Genomic DNA, 21,895 nt, shown 5'->3' on the forward strand with positions numbered 1-21,895 from the left:
GGGCAGCCCGCCCAACAAGAGGTGTCTCAATGCCCTTTCCCCGCGCATCCCAAGCCCTGTCCCGTTTCACCGTGCTGGATTTGACCCGGGTCCGGTCTGGGCCGACCTGCGTGCGCCAGCTCGCCGATTGGGGCGCCAATGTCGTCAAGATCGATGCGCTTCTGGAGGACGGCGGCGGCGAGCAGCCGGGCGGCCCGCGCGGCGGGTCCGATTTCCAGAACCTGCATCGCAACAAGCGCGCCATGACGCTGAACCTCAAGGACCCCAAGGGGCTCGAGGTGTTCAAGCGGCTGGCCGAACAGGCTGATGTCGTGGTCGAAAACTTCCGGCCGGACGTCAAGGCCAAGCTCGGCATCGATTACGAGAGCATCCGCAAGATCAACCCGCGGATCGTCTATGGCAGCATCTCCGGGTTCGGTCAGGACGGCCCGTATCACAAGCGCCCGGGCTTCGATCAGATCGCCCAAGGCATGGGCGGGCTGATGTCGGTGACCGGCGCACCCGGCGGCGGACCGATGCGGGTCGGCATTCCCGTGGCCGACCTCACCGCGGGCCTGTTCTGTGCGATCGGCATCCTCACGGCGCTGCTGGAACGCGACGTATCCGGCGAAGGCCAGTGGGTGCAGACCTCGCTGCTGCAGGCCCAGATCTTCATGCTGGATTTCCAGGCCGCACGCTGGCTGATGGAAAAGGAAGTGGCCAAGCAGGCCGGCAACAACCATCCGACCTCGATCCCGACCGGCGTGTTCAAGACCTCCGACGGCTACATCAACATCGCCACAACAGGCGGGCGGATCTGGGAGCGCTGCGCGCAGGCGATCGGCGCGCCCGAGCTGATCACCGACCCCGACTACGCGACGGCCCCGGCGCGCTCGAAGAACCGCGACGCGCTGAATGCGAGGATCGGCGCGCTGACCGAGAAGAAATCGACCGAGACCTGGGTGCAGGAGCTGAACGCCGCCGGCGTGCCGTGCGGGCCGATCTACTCGATCGACCAGATGTTCGAGGATGCCCAGGTCAAGCATCTCGGCATGGCCCAGCACGTGCCCAATGACGAGAACCGGCAGATCCAGCTGGTCAGCCAGCCGGTGACGCTGTCGCGGACGCCGAGCAGGATGGCCGCCCGCCCGCCGGAGTTCGGCGAGCAGACCGAAGAGCTGCTGGCCGAATTCGGCTTCGGCAAGGACGAGATTGCCGAGCTCCGTCAGCGCAAGGTGGTTTGACGGTATCAAACCACCAACGCCCTAACGGTTCGAGATCGCCAGATCCCGGACCGCGACTACGCCCGTGCAGGCCGCAGCATTCGTCCGAGCCCGACGAACGCCTTGTCGATCACCGGCCAGAACAGCAGCACGATCGCCAGCGTCGTGATGGTGCCGACCAGGCCGTTCGACCAGAACACCTTCATGTCGCCGCCGGAGCCGATCATCGAGAGGCGGAACGCATCCTCGGCGCGGTTGCCGAGCACCAATGCCAGGGTGAACGGCGCGAGCGGGATCCCGATCTTCTTGAAGACGTAGCCGACGACACCGAAGCCCAGCATCAACCAGATATCGAACATCGCATTCTGGATCGCGTAGGCGCCGATCGCGCAGGACACCACGATCATCGGCGCGACCGCCGCGAACGGCACGCGCAGGATCGAGGCGAAGATCGGCACCGTGGTCAGCACCAGCACCAGGCCGACGACGTTGCCGAGATACATCGAGGCGATCAGGCCCCAGACGAAATCCTTGTGCTCGACGAACAGCAGCGGGCCGGGATTGAGGCCCCACACCATCAAGCCGCCGAGCAGGATCGCAGCAGTCCCCGAGCCGGGAATGCCGAGCGCCAGCATCGGCAACAGCGCCGAGGTGCCTGAGGCATGCGCAGCTGTCTCGGGCGCGAACACGCCCTCGATCCGGCCCTTGCCAAAGCTCTCCTGGTCCTTGGCGAAGCGCTTGGCGAGGTTGTAGCCCATGAAGGAGGCCGCGATCGCGCCGCCCGGCGTGATGCCGAGCCAGCAGCCGATCACCGACGAGCGCAGCAGCGTCACCCAGTATTTCGGCAGGTCCTTCCACACCGAGAGCACGACGCGCAGGCTGATGCCGGCGGCGTGTCCGCGCAGCGCGAGGCGCTCCTCCATCGTGAGCAGGATCTCGCTGATGCCGAACAGGCCGATGACCGCGACGAGGAAGTTGATGCCGCGCAAGAGCTCCGCGGAGCCAAACGTCATGCGCAGCTGCCCGGACACCGTATCCATGCCGACGCCGGCGAGCAGCAGCCCGAGCGACATCGAAATGACAGTCTTGTGCTTGGCCTCGCGGCCGAGGCCGACGAAGGAACAGAAGGTGAGGAGATAGACGGCGAAGAATTCCGGTGGGCCGAACCTCAGCGCAAACGACGAGATCATCGGCGCCAGGAAGGTGATCAGCAGCACCGCGACCAGCGAACCGACGAAGGAGGAGGTGAACGCCGCGGTGAGCGCTTCGGCCGCCCTGCCCTGCTGCGCCATCGGATAGCCGTCAAAGGTGGTCGCGACCGACCAGGCTTCGCCCGGAATATTGAACAGGATCGAGGTGATGGCGCCGCCGAACAACGCGCCCCAGTAGATGCACGACAGCATCACGATGGCGGAGGTCGGATCCATCGTGAAGGTCAGCGGCAGCAGGATCGCGACGCCGTTGGGGCCGCCAAGCCCGGGCAGCACGCCGACGAAGATGCCGAGCACCAGCCCGACCATCATCAAGAGCAGCGTCTTCCACGTTAGAAGGACGGCAAAGCCGTGCAGCAGGAGACCGAAAGCTTCCATGTTTCGAAATCCTGTCGGTTCGCTAGCGGCCGAGAGCCGCTTCGAGCGGCCCCTTCGGCATGATGACGTCGAACGCGACGTCGAACGTTATGAACATCGCGGCGGTGAAGACGAAGGCGGTCAGCAGCGACTTCCACAGCGCGATCTTGCCGACGAGGCGCATGAAGCCTGCGATCAAGAGAAAGCTCGCGACATAGAGGCCGAGATATTGGGTGGCGAGGCAAAACAGCAATGTCGGCACGAAAACCGCCATCACCCGGCGAAGCTGGGCGCGGGTGACAAAGGTCTCGGCAGCTTCCCGGCGCGAAAGAAAGGCCGCGCCGAGACCATAGAGGCTGGCACCGCCAAGGATGACCGAGAGGTAGAACGGAAAATAGCCCGGCTGCGGCCCGGTCGAGTCCCACGACGCACCGGTGCGCCAATTGTCCCAGCCGAGCACCACGGCGAGCGCAAGCAACAGCAGCGACACGACGACGTCAACGACGCCGGTGCTGACGACCGCCGGCGAGTTATCTTCAGGTGCGGTCGGATCGTCGACAACGATCTCAAGTTCGGTATTGGACATGGATGAGACGGTCTGGGTTGCGAGGGCAACGATTGGGATAGCGTGCTGATGCAACCACCGTCAATGCAGCCTTCAGCTAAACGGTGGAGCGTTCGGGAAAGGCGCTCGCAAGTGCAGCACGCTCCGGCTTGAGAACGCCGCGCTCGGTGATCAATCCGGTCACCAGCCGCGCCGGCGTGACGTCGAAGCCGAAATTGGCAACCGACGAGCCGTCCGGAACCACGCGCACGGTCTCGATCCGTCCATCCGCCGTCCGCCCGGTGAGATGCGTCACCTCGGCGGCCGCGCGCTGCTCGATCGGAATCTGCCTGACACCGTCATCGATACTAAAGTCGATGGTCGGTGACGGCAGCGCAACATAGAACGGCACGCTGTTGTCGTGGGCCGCGAGCGCTTTCAGATAGGTGCCGATCTTGTTGCAGACGTCGCCATTGGCGGCGACGCGATCGGTCCCGACGATCGCGAGATCGACCATTCGATGCTGCATCAGATGGCCGCCGGTGTTGTCGGGGATCACGGTGTGCGGCACGCCGTGGTGTCCGAGTTCCCAGGCGGTGAGCGAAGCGCCCTGATTGCGCGGACGCGTCTCGTCGACCCAGACATGGACCGGAATGCCGCGATCGTGCGCCTGGTAGATCGGCGATGTCGCCGTTCCCCAATCCACGGTTGCAAGCCAGCCGGCGTTGCAATGCGTCAGGACGTTCACCACCTCGCCCGGCTTCTTGGTCGCGGCGATCGTCTCGATCAGGCCGAACCCGTGGCGGCCGATCTCGCGGTTGATCTCGACATCCTCATCGGCGATCTCGCGCGCGCGGGCATAGGCCGCCTCGGCGCGGGCCGAAGCCGCGAGCGGCGCCAGCGCGCGCTGCATCTCGTCAACGGCCCATTTCAGATTGATCGCGGTCGGCCGGGTCGCAAGCAGCATCTTGCCGGCGCGTTCGAGCGCTGCGTTGGATGCATCGGCGCGCATCGCAAGCGCCACGCCATAGGCTGCGGTCGCGCCGATGAGCGGCGCGCCGCGGACCAGCATCGAGCGGATCGCCTCGCCGGCCTCGTCCGCGGTGGTGAGTTTGGCGACGATGAATTCATGCGGCAACCGGCGCTGATCGATCGCGCCGACCGACCAGCCGTCGGGCTCGAGCCAGATGCTGCGAAAATGTCGTCCATCGACTTTCATGTCCTACGCCCTTCGCGTCGCGCGCTCGCTAGAGGACTTGCTCACGACCGTAACACCCGTCCGGCGACGGCATCGAGCTTGGCCAGCAGTTGCGGATCGCGGGCCGCGGGCGCCGTGATCAGCGCGGTATCAAGTGCCCGATCCGAACCGACCGGGCACGGCTCGTGCTCGCGAGGGAAATCCCGCGCCAGCCGCGCGACAAGCGCCTTTGCTTTCTCGGCGTTCGAATTCAGCACACGGATGATATCCTGCACCGTCACGGCATCATGCGCCGGATGCCAGCAATCGAAATCGGTGACCATCGCCACGCTGGCGTAGCAGATCTCGGCCTCGCGGGCGAGCTTGGCTTCCGGCATGTTGGTCATGCCGATCACCGAATAGCCCTGCGCCTTGTAGGTCAGGCTTTCGGCGAGCGAGGAGAACTGCGGCCCCTCCATGCAGAGGTAGGTGCCGCCGCGGGCGAACGCGATGTCTTCGGCCTCGGCAGCGGCGGCGAGATGCCTCGCCAGCAACGGCGAAACCGGATGCGCCATCGAGACATGCGCGACGCAGCCCTTGCCGAAGAACGAGCTCTCGCGCTTGTGGGTGCGATCGACGAACTGGTCGACCAATACAAACGTGCCCGGCGGCAGCTCTTCCTTGAACGAGCCGCACGCGGACAGCGCGACGAGGTCGGTGACCCCTGCCCGCTTCAGCACATCGACATTGGCGCGATAGTTGATGTCGGACGGCGACAGGGCGTGTCCATGGCCGTGGCGCGGCAGGAACACGATCGGCAGCCCCGCCATCTCGCCGCGTCGGAGCGGCGCCGACGGCTCGCCCCAGGGGCTTGTGATCGCCTCCTCGCGGACATTTTCCAGGCCCGGCAGATCGTAGATGCCGGATCCTCCGATGATCCCCAACACGGCTTTGGTCATGATCGCTCCTCACGGTCCCGCAACGGCGCCGGAGGGGTGACCCAGCCCGATCGGGCTCGCCGGACGTTCGGTCATACTGCGGCGCAGTAATCACTGCGCCGCTGCCGCTTGCAAGGCAATTCCAAGCTAACAGGAAAGCAGCCGGCCCAGTCATTCCGGGGCACCCGAAGGGTGAACCCGGAATCTCGAGATTCCCCGATGCGCAATTGCGCATCTGAGGTTCGCTGCTTCGCATCGCCCCGGAACGACGGCGGATCCGCTATTTTGCGACGAACCCTGCCGCGTTCATCAGCGAGGCATTCTGCTTGTCGTCATCCTCAAGGAACTCGACCATGTCCTTGCCGGTGAGGAAGATCGGCTTCAACGCCTGCTTCTCCATGTAGTCCTTGTATTCAGCCGTCTGCGTCACCTTCTGAAACAGGTCGACATAGAACGCCTGCTGCTCCTGCGTGACCTTACCCGGCAGGAACATCGCACGCAGCATCAGATACTGCACGTCGAGTCCCTCCTCCTTGCAGGTCGGGATGTCGTTCCAGGATTGCGTGTCGGTGACCTTGGTCTTGTAGGAGATGCGCTCCTTGTCGAACACGCAGAGCGCGCGAACCTGTCCGGCGCGCCAGACTTCGAGGTTCTCGCTGGGATTGTTGACGTTGGACTCGGTGTGGCCGCCGACCAGCTGGGTCGCGGCCTCGCCGCCGGACTTGTACGGCAGGTAGGAGAACTTTGCGCCGGTCTTCTGCTCCATGAACACGGTCAGCACGTGATCCTCGCGCTTGGAGCCCGTGCCGCCCATCTTGAACGGCGCGCTCGCCGCTTTCGCGGCAGCGATGAACTCCTTCACGGTCTTCGGACCGGAGGCGTTGTCCCACAACACGAACTGGTCGAGCGCGATCACCGACACCGGGGTGAGGTCGCGCCAGTTGAACGGAATCTTGGCCGACAGCGGCAGCATGTAGATCAGCGAATAGGCGATCAGCACCTTGTTGGGATCACCCTCGCTGGACTTCATGTACATCAGCGCTTCCGCACCCGACGCGCCGCCCTTCAGCGACACCACCATCGGCTGCTTCATCAGATTGTTCTTCTGGATCGCCGCCTGCATCATGCGCGCCATCTGGTCGGAGGCGCCGCCGGCACCGGCCGCGACCACGATTTCGACCGGCTTGCTCGGCTCCCAGCCGGCAAAGGCCGGCGTGCTCAGCAAGAGGGCCGCGATTGCAGCCGTGGTTTTTACAATCTGTCCCACGCGTTTCTTCCCTATCTATTTGTTCGGCTTGGCAAAACCTGCGAGGTGGCGGGTGCGGTCATTGTGCCGAGAATGAAGGTGAGTTCAAGCCGCGAACTGCCGCATGGCCTATGACTTTGGAATGAGGCGGGTGTCGTTTGCGAGCCACCGGATGCGCCACGGTGACCAGGATGGTTGAACTTGCGATTTCTCCAATCGTCGTCCCGGCGAAGGCCGGGACCCATACTCCGCGGCGGATGTTGTGAGTGGGACTCGTCGTGCAATAGCGCTTAACGATTGACATCGGTGGTTATGGGTCCCGGCTTTCGCCGGGACGACGTCGAGCTTGCTGCGCGATCGATGAATCACACATCCACGCTCTCGCGACATGATCTGTCCGAGCTTTACATCTCATTCCGCCCTCTTCGAACAGAGGGCGCAGCCACGCACAGCGTCCACCGCATCTCAACCCACGTTCGTGACGACCGCGAAGCGCCCCTCGATCGGGTGAGACGGGCAATTCATAACACTGAGTTGACCTTCCGGTAAACCGAAATATTTTCTGCAAAGGGGCTTGCGCCGTCGGGCAACCCAGCGGCACGCGCGCGAACCCCTGGCCCATCCGTCATTCCGGGGTGCGCCAAAGGGTCGGCGCAAAGCGCCGCCCGGTGACAGGCTCCGCGAGAGCCCGGAATGACGACGGAGACCTCGGTTCGGCGAGCCCGCGGTCCTCCGTCGCCCAGCCGCCGTTACTTGCCCTTGAAGTTGGGCGCGCGCTTGTTGAGGAAGGCGTCCATGCCCTCGCGGAAATCCTCGCTCATATAGGCGCGCAGGATCAGGTCCTCGCCCTCCTCGCGCGACAGCGTGCGGCGGATGCGGCGCACCGCTTCCTTGGTCACCTCTAACGTGATCGGCGCGTGGCCTGCGACGAGCTTTGCCGTCTCGTTGGCGCGGCGCTGCAGCGTCTCCACATCGGGGACGACTTCGTTCAACAGCCCGAGCGCCAGCGCCTCGGGCGCCTCGACGAGGCGCGCCTTGAAGATCAGATCCTTGGTCCGCGCCGGACCGATCAGCGACACCAGCCGCGAGATGTTGGACATCGAGAGGCAATTGCCGAGCGTGCGGGCGATCGGGAAGCCGATCCGCGTCGCCTCGGTGCCGATCCGGATATCGCAGCAGGCGGCAATGCCGGCGCCACCGCCGGTGCACGCGCCGGCGATCGCCGCGATCACGGGCACACGGCACTGCTCGAGCGTACCCAGCACGCGGTCGATCCGCGCCTCATAGTCGAGCGCATCCTGCGCCGTCTTGAACGCGCGGAACTGCGAGATGTCGGTGCCCGAGGCGAACGCCTTGTCGCCGGCACCGGTCATGATCAGCGCCTTGATGGAGTGATCCTGGTTGATGTTCTCGCAGATCGCCGCCATCTGCTCGTACATCGCAAAGGTCAGCGCATTGCGCGCCTGCGGCCGGTTGAACGTGATGCGCGCGATCCCGTCCTCGACGGAATAGATCAGGTCTTCGGTCGAATTGACGGGCGCGTTCATGTCTCGCTCTTTCTGTTGTTTGCGATTCGATTTCAGGCGACAGCCTTTTTAAGCGACAGCCTTCGACTGCGCGGCGTCGTGGCCCTTCAGGACCTCCATCGCCGCCAGCACGCCGCCGCCGCGATGCGGCACCTTGGCCAGATCAAGCCCCATCTCGACGCCGGACAGCGTGCCCATCAGCATCAAATCGTTGAAGTGGCCGATATGGCCGATCCGGAACACCTTGCCCTTGACCTTGTTGAGGCCGGTGCCGAGCGACATGTCGAAATTCTCCAGCACGACCTTGCGGAAGTGGTCGGCGTCGTGGCCGTCAGGCACCCGCACCGCGGTCAGCGCCGGCGAGTGTGCGCCCTGCTCCTGGCACTGTGTCTCAAGGCCCCAGACCTTGATCGCCGCGCGCGTCGCCTCGCTGTGGCGCTTGTGGCGGGCGAAGACGTTCTCCAGGCCCTCTTCCTCCAGCATCTTCACGGCCTCGCGCAGGCCGAACAGGAGGTTGGTGGCGGGCGTATAGGGCCAGGTGCCGGCCTTGTTGATGTTGATGACTTCCTGCCAATCCCAATAGGAGCGCATGCCCGGATTGGCCTTGGCCACGGCGAGCGCCTTCTCCGACACGGCGTTGAAGCCGAGGCCGGGCGGCAGCATCAGGCCCTTCTGGGAGCCGGCGATGGAGACATCGACGCCCCAGGCATCATGCTCATATTCCAGCGAGCCGAGGCCGGAGATGGTGTCGACCATCAAGAGTGCCGGATGCTTCAGCGTGTCGAGGATCTTGCGGACGTCGCGCGGATAGGTGACGCAGGCGGTCGAGGTCTCGTTATGGACCACGCAGACCGCCTTGATCTTGTGCGCCTTGTCGGCGGACAGCCTGGCCTCGATCTGCTCGAGGTCGGCGCCGTGGCGCCAGTCGCCCGAGATGAAATCGACGTCGAGCTTGAACTTGTCGGCAATGCCATGCCACAGCACCGCGAACTGGCCGGTCTCGCACATCAGGACCTTGTCGCCGGGCTGCAGCGTGTTGACGATCGCAGCCTCCCAGGCGCCGGTCCCCGACGACGGGTAGATGATCACGGGCTGCTTGGTGCGGAACACACGCTGCATCGCAGAAAGCACGGCGAAACCGATCTCGGCAAACTCGGGACCGCGATGGTCCATGGTCGGCATATCCATGGCCCGCAGCACCCGGTCCGGCACGTTGGTCGGTCCCGGAATCTGCAGAAAATGCCTTCCAGTATGCACGGTCATGAGCGTCTTTCCCGGTCTCGTCTTGGTCGTGGTGAGCCGCTCGCATATCACTATTCGCCGGGTTTGTCCTAGGCCCGGCGGGGGTCCGTCATGCATATCTGACGGCGCTCCGCCGGGCCGGCAGCGCCTCATTCGGCGGCTACCACCTTGCCCGGCACCACCGATTCGTTCGTCTCCTCGAACGGCCTTTCGGGATGCATCAGAAACGCCGAGAAGCCGCCGACCAGCAGCAGTCCCATCGACATCAGGAACGGCAGGTACCAGTTTCCGGTGGCGTCGATGACGAAGCCGGCGACCAGCGGCGAGACGATGGCCGCGAAAGCCGAGCCGGTGTTCATGATCCCGGCGGCGGTGCCGGAATATTTCGCCGCGATGTCCATCGGGATCGACCACATCGGCCCGATCACGAGTTCGGCGCAGAAGAAGCCGGCCGACAGGCAGAGCGCCACCACCGTGATGTCGTGGACGAACAGGATCGGCATCAGCGACAGCAGCGCGCCGGCGAAGCCCACGACCGTCACGCTGAGTCGTGCCAGCCGCACATTGCCGGTGCGCTCGAGAATGCGATCGGAGATGACGCCGCCGATGCTGTCCCCGACGACGCCGGCAAAGAACACGCCGGATGCGAACAGCGCCGAGTTCTTCAGATCAAGGCTGTAGTTGTTTTTGAAGAACAGCGGCAGCCAGTTGAGATAGAGCCACAGGCACCAGCCGTAGCAGAAATAGGTCAGCGTCACCGGCCACATCCGCTGCAGCAGCGGTCCCCACGGCACCTTCGGCCGCTCGCCTTTCGGCCGCGGCGGCAAGGTCGCAAGCTCGGCCGCGGTGATCGAGCCATGGTCCCGCGGCTCGTTGCGGAAGTACCAGACCCACGCAACGCCCCAGATCAGACTGACAAAGCCAAGCACGACGAACGCGCCGCGCCAGGTCAGCCAGAGGATCAGCAGCGCGACCACCGGCGGAGTGATGGCATTGCCGAGCCGCGCGAATGAATGCGTCAGGCCTTGCGCGAAACCGCGGCGGTTCGCCGGCGTCCAGTACTGCATCGCGCGCGTCGCGGTCGGAAACGTCGCGCCTTCGCCGAACCCCAGCGCGAAACGCGCGACGAACAGCGCGGCAAGGCCATGGACAAAGCCGGTCATGATGGTCGCCGCGGCCCAGATCATGCCGCACCAGAACAAGGTCTGGCGCGGCCCGAAGCGATCGCCGACCCAGCCGCCGATCACCTGGAACAGCAGGTATGGATAGGCAAAGGCCGAGAACACCAGGCCGAGTTCGGTGTTGGACAGGCCGAGCTCCTTCTGGATCTCGCCGGCCGCGGTGCCGATGTTCACCCGGTCCACATAGGTGATGAAATACATCACGCAGAGCATGGCCAACACGACATGGGTGGCCTTGAACCGAAGCCTCATATCCCCTCCCCCGCGATTTTTTTGAGTTTGTTGTGGCGCTGGCTGCTAGGTGCCGACGACTTTCAGATGCGGCGGTGTATTGCGCTGGTCGCGCTGTTCGAGAAGCTTCATTGCCGCCTCGACGCCGCCCGAGCGGTGCGGCACGCCGGCGACCGACAATCCCATCTCGACGCCGGTCAGCGCGCCAAGCAGCGTCAGCTCGTTGCACTCGCCGAGATGACCGATACGGAACACCTTGCCCGCGACCTTCGACAGGCCGGCACCGAGCGACATGTTGAAATTGTCGAGCACGACCTTGCGGAACTGATCGGCATCATGTCCGGGCGGCATCATCACCGCGGTCAGCACCGGCGAGAATTCCGAGGGCTCCTGGCACAGCACCTCGAGCCCCCACTGATTGACGGCGGCGCGCGTGGCGGCGGCCAGCCGCAGATGGCGGGCGAACACGTTGTCGAGCCCCTCCTCCAGCAACATCGCGATCGCCTCGCGCAGCCCGTAGAGCAGATTCGTCGCCGGCGTATAGGGGAAGAAGCCCTTGGCGTTCGGCTTCAGCATTTCCTCCCAGTCGAAATAAGAGCGCGGCATCTTATTGGTGCGCGACGCGGCGCGCGCCTTCTCCGAGATGGCGTTGAAGCCAAGGCCGGGCGGCAGCATGAAGCCCTTCTGCGAGCAGCTGACGCTGACGTCGACCTTCCACTCGTCGTGCCGGTAATCGACCGAGCCGAGTGAGGAAATGGTGTCGACCATCAGGAGCGCCGGATGCGCGGTGCGGTCGATGGCAGTACGGATGTCCGCGATCCGGCTGGTCGCACCGGTCGAGGTCTCGTTGTGGACGACCATCACCGCCTTGATGCTGTGCGCGGTGTCGGCGGCAAGCCTTGCTTCGATCTGGGCGGGGTCCGCGCCGCGGCGCCAGTCGCCGGGCATGAAATCCACCTCGATGCCGAAGCGGCCGGCCATCTGCCGCCACAGTGTGGCGAAGTGGCCGGTCTCGACCATCAGGACCGTGTCGCCCGGCGACAGGGTGTTGACGATCGCGGCCTCCCAGGCGCCGGTCCCGGACGACGGGAAGATCACCACCGGCCATTTGGTCTGAAACACCTTCTGGCTGCCCTCGAGCACGGCACGGCCGAGCGCGGCGAATTCGGCGCTGCGGTGGTCGATGACCGGCATATCCATCGCCCGAAGGATGCGATCTGGGACCGGGCTTGGCCCTGGAATCTGCAGAAAATGGCGCCCTTGATGCATGAGAACCTCCCAATCGCCGGATTTCGGCCCCTCGGCGATCTATTTTGCATTCATTTTTTGTCTTTTCAATCGAATTTTGGTATTCGATTGAGAGCATCGACGCGACCGCGCCGGCAAATTATTGTTCAGAATATGAAATCCGCGATTCCCGAAGCCGGGGTTCCAATCAGCCCGCCAGCCGCCGGCAATGGCAGCGACCGCCAGGAGGCCTCGCTTCACGGCGAGATCCTGCTGCGGCTCCGCGACTATGTGGTGGAAGGCAACATTCCCGAGGGCGCCCGCGTTCCAGAGCGGCAGCTCTGCGAGATGCTGGGGATCTCAAGGACGCCGCTGCGCGAAGCGCTCAAGGTGCTGGCTGCCGAGGGCCTGATCGAGCTCTTGCCCAACCGCGGCGCGCGGGTGCGCCGGCTCAGCCCGCGCGACCTCGAGGAATTGTTCGACGTCATGGCCGGGCTCGAGAGCCTCGCCGGACGACTGGCATGCGAGATCATCACCGACGAAGAAATCGTCGCGATCGAGCGGCTGCATTACGAGATGTACGGCCATTATCTGCACCGCGACATGCACGGCTATTTCCAGACCAACCAGCAAATCCACGAGAGCATCGTTGCGGCCGCACGCAACGAGACGCTGAAGGCGACCTACGCCAACTTCGCCGGCCGGATCCGCCGCGTCCGCTATTCCGCCAATTTCGCCCGCAAGCGGCAGCGCTGGGCCGAGGCGATGCGCGAGCACGAGGCGATCCTCGATGCGCTGCGCCGGCGCGCGGCAAGCGAACTCAGCGACATCCTGTTCCAGCACCTGCGCAACAAGCGGGCCGCCGCCATCGATCACCTCGCGGAGGGGACGGACAGCGGCCTGGAGACGACGCCCCAGAACGACTAAAGGGGCCAGCTCAAGGATGGTTGGAGGGCAGCCATCCTTGCCCATTATGAATTCATAATGTAATTCTCACGTCGAGAGAATGCATAATCCATGAGCAATCAACGTGGTCGTCATGGATCACATCGGATCTGGGATGAAGAACGCCTCCTCGCTCGAACAGCGCCTGCGGTCCGAACTGGCCGGCGACGTCTTTTTCGACGCCTTCAACCGCGGCCGCTACGCGACCGACGCCTCGTTCTACCAGATCATGCCGGCCGGCGTGGTGGTGCCGCGAACCGTCGACGAGGCATTGCGGGCGCTTGCGATCGTCCGCGACGCCGGGCGGATCGTCACCCCGCGCGGCGGCGGCACCTCGCAATGCGGCCAGACCGTCAATGACGGCATCGTGGTCGACCTGTCCAAGCACCTGAATCGGGTCCTCTCGCTCGACGTCGAGCATCGGACCTGCGTGGTCGAGCCCGGCATCGTGCTCGACGATCTCAACCGCCAGCTCAGGAAGCACGGGCTGTGGTTTCCGGTCGACGTCTCGACTGCATCGCGCGCCACGATCGGCGGCATGGCCGGCAACAATTCCTGCGGCGGCCGTTCGCTGCGCTACGGCACGATGCGCGACAACACGCTGTCGATGGATGCCGCGCTCGCCGACGGCACGCTGCTGCATTTCGGCGAGGTGCCGCGCGACCTGACGCGGGTCAATTCGTCCGACAACGGACTGAAGCTGTTTCGCGACATGCTCGATCTCGGCGAGCGCGAGGCGCTCGAGATCGCCGACAAATTCCCCAAGGTGCAGCGCCGCGTCGGCGGCTATAACCTCGACGCGCTGGTGCCGCGCAACGCGCCGAACAACCTGGCACATCTGTTGGTCGGCTCGGAGGGCACCCTCGCCTTCACGACGCAGGTCGAACTCAAGCTGTGGCCTGCGATCCGCAACAAGGCGCTCGGCGTCTGCCATTTCGGCAGCTTCTACGAGGCGATGGACGCGGCCCAGCATCTGGTCAAGCTGCGACCCATTGCCGTGGAGCTGGTCGACCGCACCATGATCGCACTCGGCCGCGAGATCGCGATGTTCCAGCCGATCATCTCGGCAGCCGTGCGCGGCGATCCGGACGCCATCCTGGTGGTCGAGTTCGCCGAGGAAGACCAGGCCGACAATCTCGCCCGCCTCAGGCAGCTCGGCGAGCTGATGGGTGATCTCGGCTTCGGCTGGGACAAGCCGCAGCGCAAATGGGGCGGCGTGGTCGAGATCGTCGAGCCCGCGCTGCAGACTGGCATCGCTGATTTCCGCGCCGCCGGCCTCAACGTCATGATGTCGATGAAGCAGGAGGGCAAGCCGGTCTCGTTCGTCGAGGATTGCGCGGTGCCGCTGCCGCATCTCGCCGACTACACCGAGCGGCTCAATGCCGTGTTCGCCAGGCACGGCACCCGCGGCACGATGTATGCGCATGCCTCCGAAGGCTGCCTGCATGTGCGCCCGGTGCTCAATCTCAAGCTCGAGAAGGACGTCAAGGCCATGCGCGCCATTGCCGAGGAAGCCTTCGCGATGGTGCGCGAATACAAGGGCTCGCATTCCGGCGAGCACGGCGACGGACTGGTGCGCTCGGAATTCCACGAAGCGATGTTCGGGCAGCGCATCGTGGCCGATTTCCGCGAGGTCAAGCAGCGCTTCGATCCGACCAACACGCTCAACCCGGGCAAGATCGTCGATCCGCCCAGGATGGACGACCGTTCGCTGTTTCGTTTTTCGCCGGATTATCGCGTCGGCGAATTGAAGACGGTGCTGGACTGGTCGGCCTATCCCGGCGCCGGCGGCGGCTTCCAGGGTGCCGTCGAGATGTGCAACAACAACGGCGCCTGCCGGAAGCTCGAAGGCGGCGTGATGTGCCCGTCGTATCGTGCCACGCGCAATGAGAAGGACGTCACCCGCGGCCGCGCCAATACGTTGCGGCTCGCGATCTCAGGCCAGCTGGGTGCGGACGCGCTCGCCTCCGACGAGATGATGGAGACGCTAAAACTCTGCGTTTCCTGCAAGGCGTGCCGCCATGAATGCCCGACCGGCGTCGACATGGCCAAGATGAAGATCGAGGTGCTGGCGGCGCGCGCGGCGACCCATGGTCTAACGCTGCGCGACCGGCTGGTCGGCTATCTGCCGCGCTACGTCGATCTCGCCTCGCGCTTTGCGCCGATCGCGAACTGGCGCAACCGCAGCCCACTGTTGCGCAGCCTGTTCGAGAGGCTCGCCGGGATCAGCGCCAAGCGCGCGCTGCCGGCGTTTCGCCGCGACACCTTCCGGCCGGACGCCGAGGTGCTGGGTCCAGCCGACGGCCGCGAAGTGGTGCTGTTCGCCGACACGTTCAACCGCGGCTACGAGCGCGAGAATCTCGACGCCGCGATCGAGGTGCTTGTCGCCGGCGGCTATCGCGTGCATCTGCCGAGGCCATCGGACGGCGGGCGGCCGCCGTGCTGCGGGCGAACGTTCCTGTCGGCCGGACTGGTTGAGCAGGCTCGCGCCGAGCTCGACCGGCTGGTTGCGACCTATGTCCCGTTCGCGGCCCGCGGCGTGCCGATCATTGGTCTCGAGCCAAGCTGCCTGCTGACCCTGCGCGACGAGCTGCTGTCGCTGCGTTCGGATGAGGCCGCCAAGACCGTCAGCGCGCACGCGCTGCTGTTCGAGGAATTTCTGGTGCGCGAGGCCGAGGCCGGGCGGCTCGCTTTGCCGCTCGGCGCGGTCGCCGGCAAGGCCGCGGTGCACGGTCATTGCCACCAAAAATCCTTCGGCGCGTTCAAGCCGGTGGAGAAGGTGCTGCGCCTGGTACCGGGCCTCGAGGTCAAGACCATCGAGTCGAGCTGCTGCGGCATGGCCGGCGCGTTCGGCTACGGCGCAGACACCTATCAGGCCTCGATCGAGATGGCCGAGCTGTCGCTACTGCCAACGGTTCGCAGCGCCGATCCGGACACCCTGATCGTGGCCGACGGCACCTCCTGTCGGCACCAGATCAAGGACGGCAGCGGGCGCACGCCGCTGCATGTCGCCAGCGTATTGGCGATGAGCCTGAAACGTGCGAAATCGCAATCCGATCAATCATTGCCGACAAAGGAAAAGGCCCATGGCTGAGCTCACTCTCGAAACTGCCCGCAAGATTCTGGATGCCGCGCTGGCCAAGGGGGTCGAGAAGAAGTTCAAGCCGCTGGTCGTCACCATCCTCGACGCGCGCGGCGCGGTGAAGGTGACGGCGGCACAGGACGGCACCAGCCTGATGCGGGCCGAGATCGCCCATGGCAAGGCCTATGGCGCGCTGGCGCTCGGGATGGGATCGCGGGCGCTGTTTCAGCGCGCCCAGGAGCAGGCCTATTTCATCGATTCCGTGAACACGTTGGCGCAGGGCCGGCTGGTGCCGGTCCCCGGCGGCGTGCTGATCATGGACGGTTCTTCCCTGCTCGGCGCCGTCGGCGTCAGCGGCGACACCTCGGACAATGACGAGATCTGCGCCGTAGCCGGCATCGAAGCTGCCGGCCTGAAGGCCAACATCGGATGACAACAACTGTTTGGTCTTCGCCGCTCTCGCCGCTTGGTTCAAACAAGTACAGCTTCAATTTTAGGACGATGACCGACCGGATCGTCAATCCGGTTCCACGGGAGAAGTCCTCCTGGTGCCGGGAACTCTCCGCGCACCAATGACCTATCCACAGGGGCTGCGATGCGAGGCCCGATCCGGGCGGATAGACTTGCGAGCTATCAAACAAGCTCAATGTTCTCACACGGCCCAATATGACCGTTCAACCAACTCTTGCCGAGATCGCCGGCATGCTGGAGCAGTCACCCGATTACCGGGTGCTGCGGCGGCTGGTTCCGCGCTCCGAATTTGCTCCAAGCGACGGGCAATCGACCAAGATCGCAATCCTGCTCGATGTCGAAACCACCGGACTCGATACGGCCAAAGACGAGATCATCGAGCTCGGGATGGTCAAGTTCACCTATCTTTCCGACGGAAGGATCGGCCGGGTCATCGATACTTTCAGTTGCTTCAATCAGCCGTCGATCGCAATTCCCATCGAGATCACGGCGCTGACCGGTATCACCGACGAGATGGTCAAGGACCACGGCCTCGATGAGGAGCGAATCAACGCCTTCGTCTCCGATGCGGTCGTGGTCATCGCCCACAATGCCGGCTTCGATCGCAAGTTCATGGAGCGCTATGCACCCCTGTTGACGCAGAAGGCCTGGGCCTGCTCGGTGAGCGAGGTCGAATGGCGCGGCCTTGGCTTCGAGGGATCGCGCCTGTCCTATCTCCTGATGAAAGCCGGGCTGTTTCACGAGGCGCACCGGGCGGTCGACGATTGCCTGGCGCTGCTCGAAATCCTCGCCATGACCCTGCCCCAGCTCGATCGCACCGTGCTCTCCGTGCTGCTCGAGCGAGCCCGCCGCAAGACGATCCGGATCTGGGCTGAGCAGTCGCCGTTCGAGCTCAAGGACGAGCTCAAGCGCCGCGGCTATCGCTGGAGCGACGGCGCCGATGGCCGGCCGCGGTCCTGGTACATTGACGTCGATGAGCCCAATCAGACAGCCGAAATCGAATATCTGCAGGGGACGATCTATCAAAGGGAAGTTGAGGTGCGGATCCAGACACTCACCGCATTCGACCGCTTTTCAGCGAGGGCATAGGGCGCTTTCGAGCGCAAATAAAACGTTCCAGCCCGAACGTTGACCATGTGGGAGTTACCAGGCGAAGCGTTATCGGATGCCCTTCCAGGGGCCGCCGCCTGGGGTGGCAGCGACGGCTTCGGTCGATGTCCGGCGCGCAACGGGCTTCGCTGGAGGGCGTGCCGGGGTGGCAGCAGCCACCGCCTGCGAAAGATCCGTCAGTGCCAACATAAGGCCCCGCAAGCTCGCCATTATCGTGATGGGCTTGCCAACTCGCTCGAACACGATCGTGGCGCGGTCCTCACGTCCCAGCAACGAGATCAAAGCGGCGTCCGCGGGAAACGTTGCGGCACATAGCGCCTGGTCGCAGATCAGCGGCTTGACGACGCGCGTGAAGCCGCCAAAGGAGACCGTGACACCGACCTCCACGCTGCTGTCGCGTGGCAGCATGATCAGCGCCATTGATCGTCCATCCTTGGTGAGCGCGATACGCCAGTTCAATCGCGCGGCATCACCGTGCGAGATCGTTTCCAGATAACAGATGCGCCGCGCGTTGCGGACCTCATCGCAAACCTGGATCCAATCGAGGAAAGGCCTGATCGTGCGGGTGTAGTCGCCCGCCGCGGCCGATTTTCCTGGCGCGAAGACGCTCGCCCACTCGAATCCAAGCGAAGTTGCCTTTGTCGGCTCGGATACAATGCTGGCAGGGGCCGCTCCAGTCAGGCTCGAAGGCCGGGGTGCAGGGTCGGACGCGATCGCCGCCGACAAGCCGGCCAAGGCCAATGGCAAGAGCCAAGCAGCAACACGAGGCAAGCGTGATCTGGGCATGGCTTGTTTCCGGATTGATGGCGGCGGATTCGAGCGACAATGGTGCTGCGCCGAGGAGGTCAGAATCTGACGCCGATTGAGCCGGAAGCTCCAACGTCGCCCGTGTCCGGCGTGTAGGACACACTTGCCTTGAGGCGCACCGCATCACTCGCGCGGTAGGCAAGACCTCCCGCCAATGAGACTGAGTCCCGGAAAGCACCGACCGCGATTGCTACGGAGCGGTCGCCTTTGGCCTCATCCGAGAACGCAAGTCCCGCCGCTGCCATCGCTGCCGAACCAGCCGCTCGCGCGCGCCGGTCCACCGCGGCCACCTTTCGATCTGTATACATCCGGTCTTCAGTGCCCAGCGCGGCGAGACCATCATTCAGTTGCTTCAGGTTGGTCGCATCGTTCGCCGCGGTACCCGCGGCCACATTGTGCAGTGCTACAGCGCCGGGAGAGCCGCCCTGCAAAGTTACCGAATTCAGGCGATGACCGTCTGCTGCGACGTCATATCGGATGCTGTTCACAGACGCAGCATTCAAGGCAGAGGCGACGTCATGATAGGTGCTCCCGAGGATCGTATACGAGGGCTGCGACACGGTTCCGTCGGAATTGACGTGCGAGCCCCCGCCAAGCCAGGTCGCGACCGAATCGGCTGACCGGTACAGCTGCTGCCCCGTGAGCGCATCAGACGATTGCGCTGAGACAATGCCATTTGTGATGCCCGTCAAGGTCCGACGGCCGTCGCTGCCGGTCAGATCGACGAGCTTGCCACCCGTCTTGGCAGCTATGGTCACGGCCGCTGTTGGGTCCCTCTGCCGGACCAGCCCGACCGCGCCGCTTCCGATGTCGTTGATCATGGAGGAGCTCATCGTGGCAATCTGCTGCTCGATCGCTTCGAGCGCGCCGCCGACATTGGTGGAGGGCATTCCGTTCACGAGTGTCGAAAAGTGAGTAACCTGTCCGGTCGTGGGGTCAAAGATGGCCCCTCCTCCGAAGGTCGAAGCTGTCGATCTGCCGAGATTATCATTATTGGACGTGACAATGTCCTTCGGACTTGGAGGTTGGATCACCGGCTGCGGCGTCGACACCGGCTGCGGGGCCGGGATCGATTGTGCAGTCGCGGGTGGGGCCGGCACCGGCACCGGCTTCTGTTCGGCGCAGTCCAGTTCGCCGCCCATCGCCTTCCACTGCTGCCTGAGCTGGTCTGTGCAGCCGCCGGGCGGCCGAAATTTCTGCACTGCCGGTGTTACCACGCCGTGTTGGACCTGCGCCATTGCCGGTGCAGAAATTTCTTCGAGCCACCAACGTGGGCTCGCAATGAAGGCTGCCCTGTCACAGCTGAAGCACTGGGAGAAGACTATGCAACCGCTCTCAACAGAACCAAGAATATTCTGCTGCCTGCCTTCGACAGCTGGCGTTCGGGCGGATTGACCGACATGGTCCCGGCGTCTCCCGTGCCTGGCACTTTTGATTGGCTTGTTGGCGTTTTCAAAGCCAACCACCGATGGCGTGAAATCGATTTCAAGACCCAACGCTTATACGACCAAGGCCTGTCGCTATTCGCCAACCACGAATTGAACGACGGTAGCCGCGCGGGCTCGAAACAGATTGCCGATTTTTCCAAAGCATTTGTCGATGCGGTTTATGCAAATCTGCTCGTCGTTCAATACAAGGACGCGGATGGAAACATCGTCAAGCGCGAGCGTCGGCGTTTCGCAAACGCTGCCATGACCGCATGCAGGCGCGCCTGGTTCGTTGGTCAGCGCGCCCAGGAAACGAAAGTGCCAGCCATCAACCCATTCTCGCGGATGGGCTTAAAATCGCGTGCCCCTGGTCAGGCCCTGCGAGAGACGCCAACCGCAACCTGGGACGAGCTTGCCGCCTTCAGGCAAGCCGCAAAGAGACTGGGGTACCACTCGATCGCAACCGCTGCATTGCTGACCTGGGAATGGCTGCAGCGCGAGGAACATATATTTGGAGTCTTCGAAATCGAGCACTATCGACCGAAAGAACGCCCCAACAGCGTGAGGATTATGCACCCAAAGAATGGCGAAGAAGCCTGGTGGCCTTTGGTCGATGAGAACAGTGTGCTGCTCTTCCCCGAGCTGATGGCGGAGCTTGATGCTCTCAAAGACTCAGTCGCTTCAGGACTGGCGTTTCGCCGTGATCATGCTCATCGCAGGTCGCCTACTCCTCTGCCGTGGATCACCGAGCGCAAGGATCTGCGCTACCTTCGGCATGTCGTTAAAAAGATAATCATAGCAGCGGGACTTCGGAACGAGCTCTCATTTACGTCCTTTCGCCACGGCGGCTTCACCGAAGGCGCAGACAGCGATCTTACGGACGCTGAACTGCGTGCTGCCGGCCGCCATCGCTCGAGACTACAACTACCCACCTACGCCAAACGCACGCGGAAGCAACTGATCGTGGCCGCCAAGAAACGTCGCGAGGAGCGAGCCAGAACGCCCCTCCTGTCAGAAGGCGTGCTCGCTCCTCATTCTTCAATCGTTTCGAGCAATCGACACGCTTGATTTTCATGATTCACGCCGGCGCGAGATACCGGGCGGAAGACCAGGATTGGGTTTCCACTTAGCGCCCGGTCCAAGTCGGTTTGCGCTTCTCGCCGAAGGCCTTGAGGCCCTCCTTGGCGTCCTCGGTCATCGCGAGTAGCGCGATCTGGCTTTCGGTGTAGGCGATGCTCTCGTCGAACGACATCGAGGCGATCGCCCGCATCGCGTATTTGCCGCGGCGGATCGCCGTCGGCGACTTGTCGACGATGCGGCCGATCAGCCAATCGACCTTGGCATCGAGCTCGGCTGCCGGCACGACGTAGTTGAGAAGACCCGCAGCCTTGGCCGTCGCGGCGTCGAACGGCTCGCCGGTCAGCGCCCATTCGTTGACGAGGCGCGCGGGGGCGATCGCCTGCAACAGGCTCAGCACCTGCATCGGGAACACGCCGACCTTCACCTCAGGCAGACCGAAGATCACGCCATCGGCGGCGACCGCCATGTCGGTCATACACAACAGTCCCATGCCGCCGGCCATGCAGACGCCGCCGACCCGCGCGATCGCGGGCTTGGTCGCATTCTGCGACTGCCGCAGCAGATCGGCGTAGTCGACATTGGGGCGCGAGAAATCCATCGAGAACGCCGCGCCGCTGTTCTGCAGATCGGCACCGGCGCAGAACGCCTTGTCGCCCGCGCCCGTCAGCACGATGACGCGCACGTCCTTGTCGTCATGCGCCTCGCGATAGCCCTTCGCAATGCCGGCGATCACGCCGGCATTGAGCGCGTTGCGCTTGTCCGGGCGGTTGATGGTGATCCAGAACGCCTGCCCGCGCTTTTCGAGAAGAACGCTGTTGTCGGTCATGTTTCCTGCCTGTTTTCTTGGCCAATGTGCCGTTGTCAGCCGACATTTGCGGCGGGATCGGCGCC

General features: G+C 64.0%; 18 protein-coding genes. 6 read left to right on the forward strand and 12 right to left on the reverse strand.

Annotated features, from left to right (window positions below):
• The first annotated feature begins 29 nt into the window (after positions 1 to 29).
• Complete coding sequence (locus tag ACVW1B_RS21565; RefSeq protein ID WP_038380817.1) at positions 30 to 1,223, forward strand: CaiB/BaiF CoA transferase family protein; 1,194 nt, start codon at positions 30 to 32, stop codon at positions 1,221 to 1,223.
• Between the two features lie 56 nt (positions 1,224 to 1,279).
• Here the strand turns inward: ACVW1B_RS21565 and ACVW1B_RS21570 are convergent, their stop codons facing one another.
• The 9 genes from ACVW1B_RS21570 to ACVW1B_RS21610 form a co-directional block, all read right to left on the reverse strand.
• Positions 1,280 to 2,791, reverse strand: coding sequence for a tripartite tricarboxylate transporter permease (locus ACVW1B_RS21570; protein ID WP_038380818.1), 1,512 nt, complete (start codon positions 2,789 to 2,791; stop codon positions 1,280 to 1,282).
• Between the two features lie 22 nt (positions 2,792 to 2,813).
• Positions 2,814 to 3,356 (reverse strand): tripartite tricarboxylate transporter TctB family protein, encoded by a 543-nt coding sequence (locus tag ACVW1B_RS21575; protein ID WP_229158109.1) that lies wholly within the window; start codon positions 3,354 to 3,356, stop codon positions 2,814 to 2,816.
• A 76-nt stretch (positions 3,357 to 3,432) separates the two neighbouring features.
• Positions 3,433 to 4,533: an S-methyl-5-thioribose-1-phosphate isomerase gene (gene mtnA / locus ACVW1B_RS21580; RefSeq protein WP_456822212.1), complete on the reverse strand. Its 1,101-nt coding sequence runs from the start codon at positions 4,531 to 4,533 to the stop codon at positions 3,433 to 3,435.
• Between the two features lie 41 nt (positions 4,534 to 4,574).
• Complete coding sequence (locus tag ACVW1B_RS21585; RefSeq protein WP_057020489.1) at positions 4,575 to 5,450, reverse strand: S-methyl-5'-thioadenosine phosphorylase; 876 nt, start codon at positions 5,448 to 5,450, stop codon at positions 4,575 to 4,577.
• Positions 5,451 to 5,709: 259 nt separating this feature from the next.
• Positions 5,710 to 6,687 (reverse strand): Bug family tripartite tricarboxylate transporter substrate binding protein, encoded by a 978-nt coding sequence (locus ACVW1B_RS21590; RefSeq protein ID WP_370144256.1) that lies wholly within the window; start codon positions 6,685 to 6,687, stop codon positions 5,710 to 5,712.
• 737 nt (positions 6,688 to 7,424) lie between these two features.
• On the reverse strand, positions 7,425 to 8,222 hold the full coding sequence (locus tag ACVW1B_RS21595; RefSeq protein ID WP_456822213.1) for an enoyl-CoA hydratase/isomerase family protein: 798 nt from the start codon (positions 8,220 to 8,222) through the stop codon (positions 7,425 to 7,427).
• A gap of 48 nt (positions 8,223 to 8,270) precedes the next feature.
• Positions 8,271 to 9,464, reverse strand: a complete 1,194-nt coding sequence (locus ACVW1B_RS21600; protein ID WP_456822214.1) for a pyridoxal-phosphate-dependent aminotransferase family protein — start codon at positions 9,462 to 9,464, stop codon at positions 8,271 to 8,273.
• 128 nt (positions 9,465 to 9,592) lie between these two features.
• Positions 9,593 to 10,876, reverse strand: a complete 1,284-nt coding sequence (locus ACVW1B_RS21605) for an MFS transporter (protein ID WP_168858736.1) — start codon at positions 10,874 to 10,876, stop codon at positions 9,593 to 9,595.
• A gap of 45 nt (positions 10,877 to 10,921) precedes the next feature.
• Positions 10,922 to 12,124, reverse strand: a complete 1,203-nt coding sequence (locus tag ACVW1B_RS21610) for a pyridoxal-phosphate-dependent aminotransferase family protein (protein WP_456822215.1) — start codon at positions 12,122 to 12,124, stop codon at positions 10,922 to 10,924.
• A gap of 132 nt (positions 12,125 to 12,256) precedes the next feature.
• Between ACVW1B_RS21610 and ACVW1B_RS21615 the strand changes: the two genes are divergently transcribed.
• From ACVW1B_RS21615 to ACVW1B_RS21630, 4 genes are all read left to right on the forward strand, one after another.
• On the forward strand, positions 12,257 to 13,009 hold the full coding sequence (locus ACVW1B_RS21615) for a GntR family transcriptional regulator (RefSeq protein ID WP_092088147.1): 753 nt from the start codon (positions 12,257 to 12,259) through the stop codon (positions 13,007 to 13,009).
• A gap of 133 nt (positions 13,010 to 13,142) precedes the next feature.
• A complete protein-coding gene (locus tag ACVW1B_RS21620) occupies positions 13,143 to 16,121 on the forward strand; it encodes an FAD-binding and (Fe-S)-binding domain-containing protein (protein ID WP_456822216.1) in 2,979 nt (992 codons plus the stop codon).
• Positions 16,114 to 16,542, forward strand: a complete 429-nt coding sequence (locus ACVW1B_RS21625) for a GlcG/HbpS family heme-binding protein (RefSeq protein ID WP_076833912.1) — start codon at positions 16,114 to 16,116, stop codon at positions 16,540 to 16,542. The genes ACVW1B_RS21620 and ACVW1B_RS21625 overlap by 8 nt, the downstream gene beginning before the upstream one ends.
• Positions 16,543 to 16,775: 233 nt before the next feature.
• Positions 16,776 to 17,669, forward strand: a complete 894-nt coding sequence (locus ACVW1B_RS21630) for a 3'-5' exonuclease (protein WP_456822217.1) — start codon at positions 16,776 to 16,778, stop codon at positions 17,667 to 17,669.
• 69 nt (positions 17,670 to 17,738) lie between these two features.
• On the opposite strand, the gene ACVW1B_RS21635 is transcribed toward ACVW1B_RS21630, so the two are convergent.
• Together ACVW1B_RS21635 and ACVW1B_RS21640 are read right to left on the reverse strand one after the other, a co-directional pair.
• On the reverse strand, positions 17,739 to 18,476 hold the full coding sequence (locus tag ACVW1B_RS21635) for an invasion associated locus B family protein (RefSeq protein ID WP_456822218.1): 738 nt from the start codon (positions 18,474 to 18,476) through the stop codon (positions 17,739 to 17,741).
• A 59-nt stretch (positions 18,477 to 18,535) separates the two neighbouring features.
• The gene (locus ACVW1B_RS21640; protein WP_456822219.1) at positions 18,536 to 19,735 is read right to left on the reverse strand and encodes a YadA-like family protein; all 1,200 of its coding nucleotides are present in this window, start codon (positions 19,733 to 19,735) and stop codon (positions 18,536 to 18,538) included.
• Here ACVW1B_RS21640 and ACVW1B_RS21645 point away from each other — a divergent pair.
• Positions 19,718 to 20,992 carry a hypothetical protein gene (locus ACVW1B_RS21645; protein ID WP_456822220.1) on the forward strand — a complete coding sequence of 425 codons (1,275 nt, stop codon included), beginning with the start codon at positions 19,718 to 19,720 and terminating at the stop codon, positions 20,990 to 20,992. The two genes, ACVW1B_RS21640 and ACVW1B_RS21645, sit on opposite strands and share 18 nt — an antisense overlap.
• A 58-nt stretch (positions 20,993 to 21,050) precedes the next feature.
• On the opposite strand, the gene ACVW1B_RS21650 is transcribed toward ACVW1B_RS21645, so the two are convergent.
• Complete coding sequence (locus ACVW1B_RS21650) at positions 21,051 to 21,830, reverse strand: enoyl-CoA hydratase/isomerase family protein (RefSeq protein WP_456822221.1); 780 nt, start codon at positions 21,828 to 21,830, stop codon at positions 21,051 to 21,053.
• Positions 21,831 to 21,895: the final 65 nt, after the last annotated feature.

It is taken from the genome of Bradyrhizobium sp. USDA 4502, assembly GCF_054063355.1.

Excerpts from the sequence above, each read along its gene's own strand:
- ACVW1B_RS21565 (WP_038380817.1), top strand. The coding sequence starts at position 30 with ATGCCCTTTCCCCGCGCATCCCAAGCCCTGTCCCGTTTCACCGTGCTG.
- ACVW1B_RS21570 (WP_038380818.1), bottom strand. The coding sequence starts at position 2,791 with ATGGAAGCTTTCGGTCTCCTGCTGCACGGCTTTGCCGTCCTTCTAACG.
- ACVW1B_RS21575 (WP_229158109.1), bottom strand. The coding sequence starts at position 3,356 with ATGTCCAATACCGAACTTGAGATCGTTGTCGACGATCCGACCGCACCT.
- mtnA (WP_456822212.1), bottom strand. The coding sequence starts at position 4,533 with ATGAAAGTCGATGGACGACATTTTCGCAGCATCTGGCTCGAGCCCGAC.
- ACVW1B_RS21585 (WP_057020489.1), bottom strand. The coding sequence starts at position 5,450 with ATGACCAAAGCCGTGTTGGGGATCATCGGAGGATCCGGCATCTACGAT.
- ACVW1B_RS21595 (WP_456822213.1), bottom strand. The coding sequence starts at position 8,222 with ATGAACGCGCCCGTCAATTCGACCGAAGACCTGATCTATTCCGTCGAG.
- ACVW1B_RS21600 (WP_456822214.1), bottom strand. The coding sequence starts at position 9,464 with ATGACCGTGCATACTGGAAGGCATTTTCTGCAGATTCCGGGACCGACC.
- ACVW1B_RS21605 (WP_168858736.1), bottom strand. The coding sequence starts at position 10,876 with ATGAGGCTTCGGTTCAAGGCCACCCATGTCGTGTTGGCCATGCTCTGC.
- ACVW1B_RS21610 (WP_456822215.1), bottom strand. The coding sequence starts at position 12,124 with ATGCATCAAGGGCGCCATTTTCTGCAGATTCCAGGGCCAAGCCCGGTC.
- ACVW1B_RS21615 (WP_092088147.1), top strand. The coding sequence starts at position 12,257 with ATGAAATCCGCGATTCCCGAAGCCGGGGTTCCAATCAGCCCGCCAGCC.
- ACVW1B_RS21620 (WP_456822216.1), top strand. The coding sequence starts at position 13,143 with ATGAAGAACGCCTCCTCGCTCGAACAGCGCCTGCGGTCCGAACTGGCC.
- ACVW1B_RS21625 (WP_076833912.1), top strand. The coding sequence starts at position 16,114 with ATGGCTGAGCTCACTCTCGAAACTGCCCGCAAGATTCTGGATGCCGCG.
- ACVW1B_RS21630 (WP_456822217.1), top strand. The coding sequence starts at position 16,776 with ATGACCGTTCAACCAACTCTTGCCGAGATCGCCGGCATGCTGGAGCAG.
- ACVW1B_RS21635 (WP_456822218.1), bottom strand. The coding sequence starts at position 18,476 with ATGCCCAGATCACGCTTGCCTCGTGTTGCTGCTTGGCTCTTGCCATTG.
- ACVW1B_RS21640 (WP_456822219.1), bottom strand. The coding sequence starts at position 19,735 with ATGGCGCAGGTCCAACACGGCGTGGTAACACCGGCAGTGCAGAAATTT.
- ACVW1B_RS21650 (WP_456822221.1), bottom strand. The coding sequence starts at position 21,830 with ATGACCGACAACAGCGTTCTTCTCGAAAAGCGCGGGCAGGCGTTCTGG.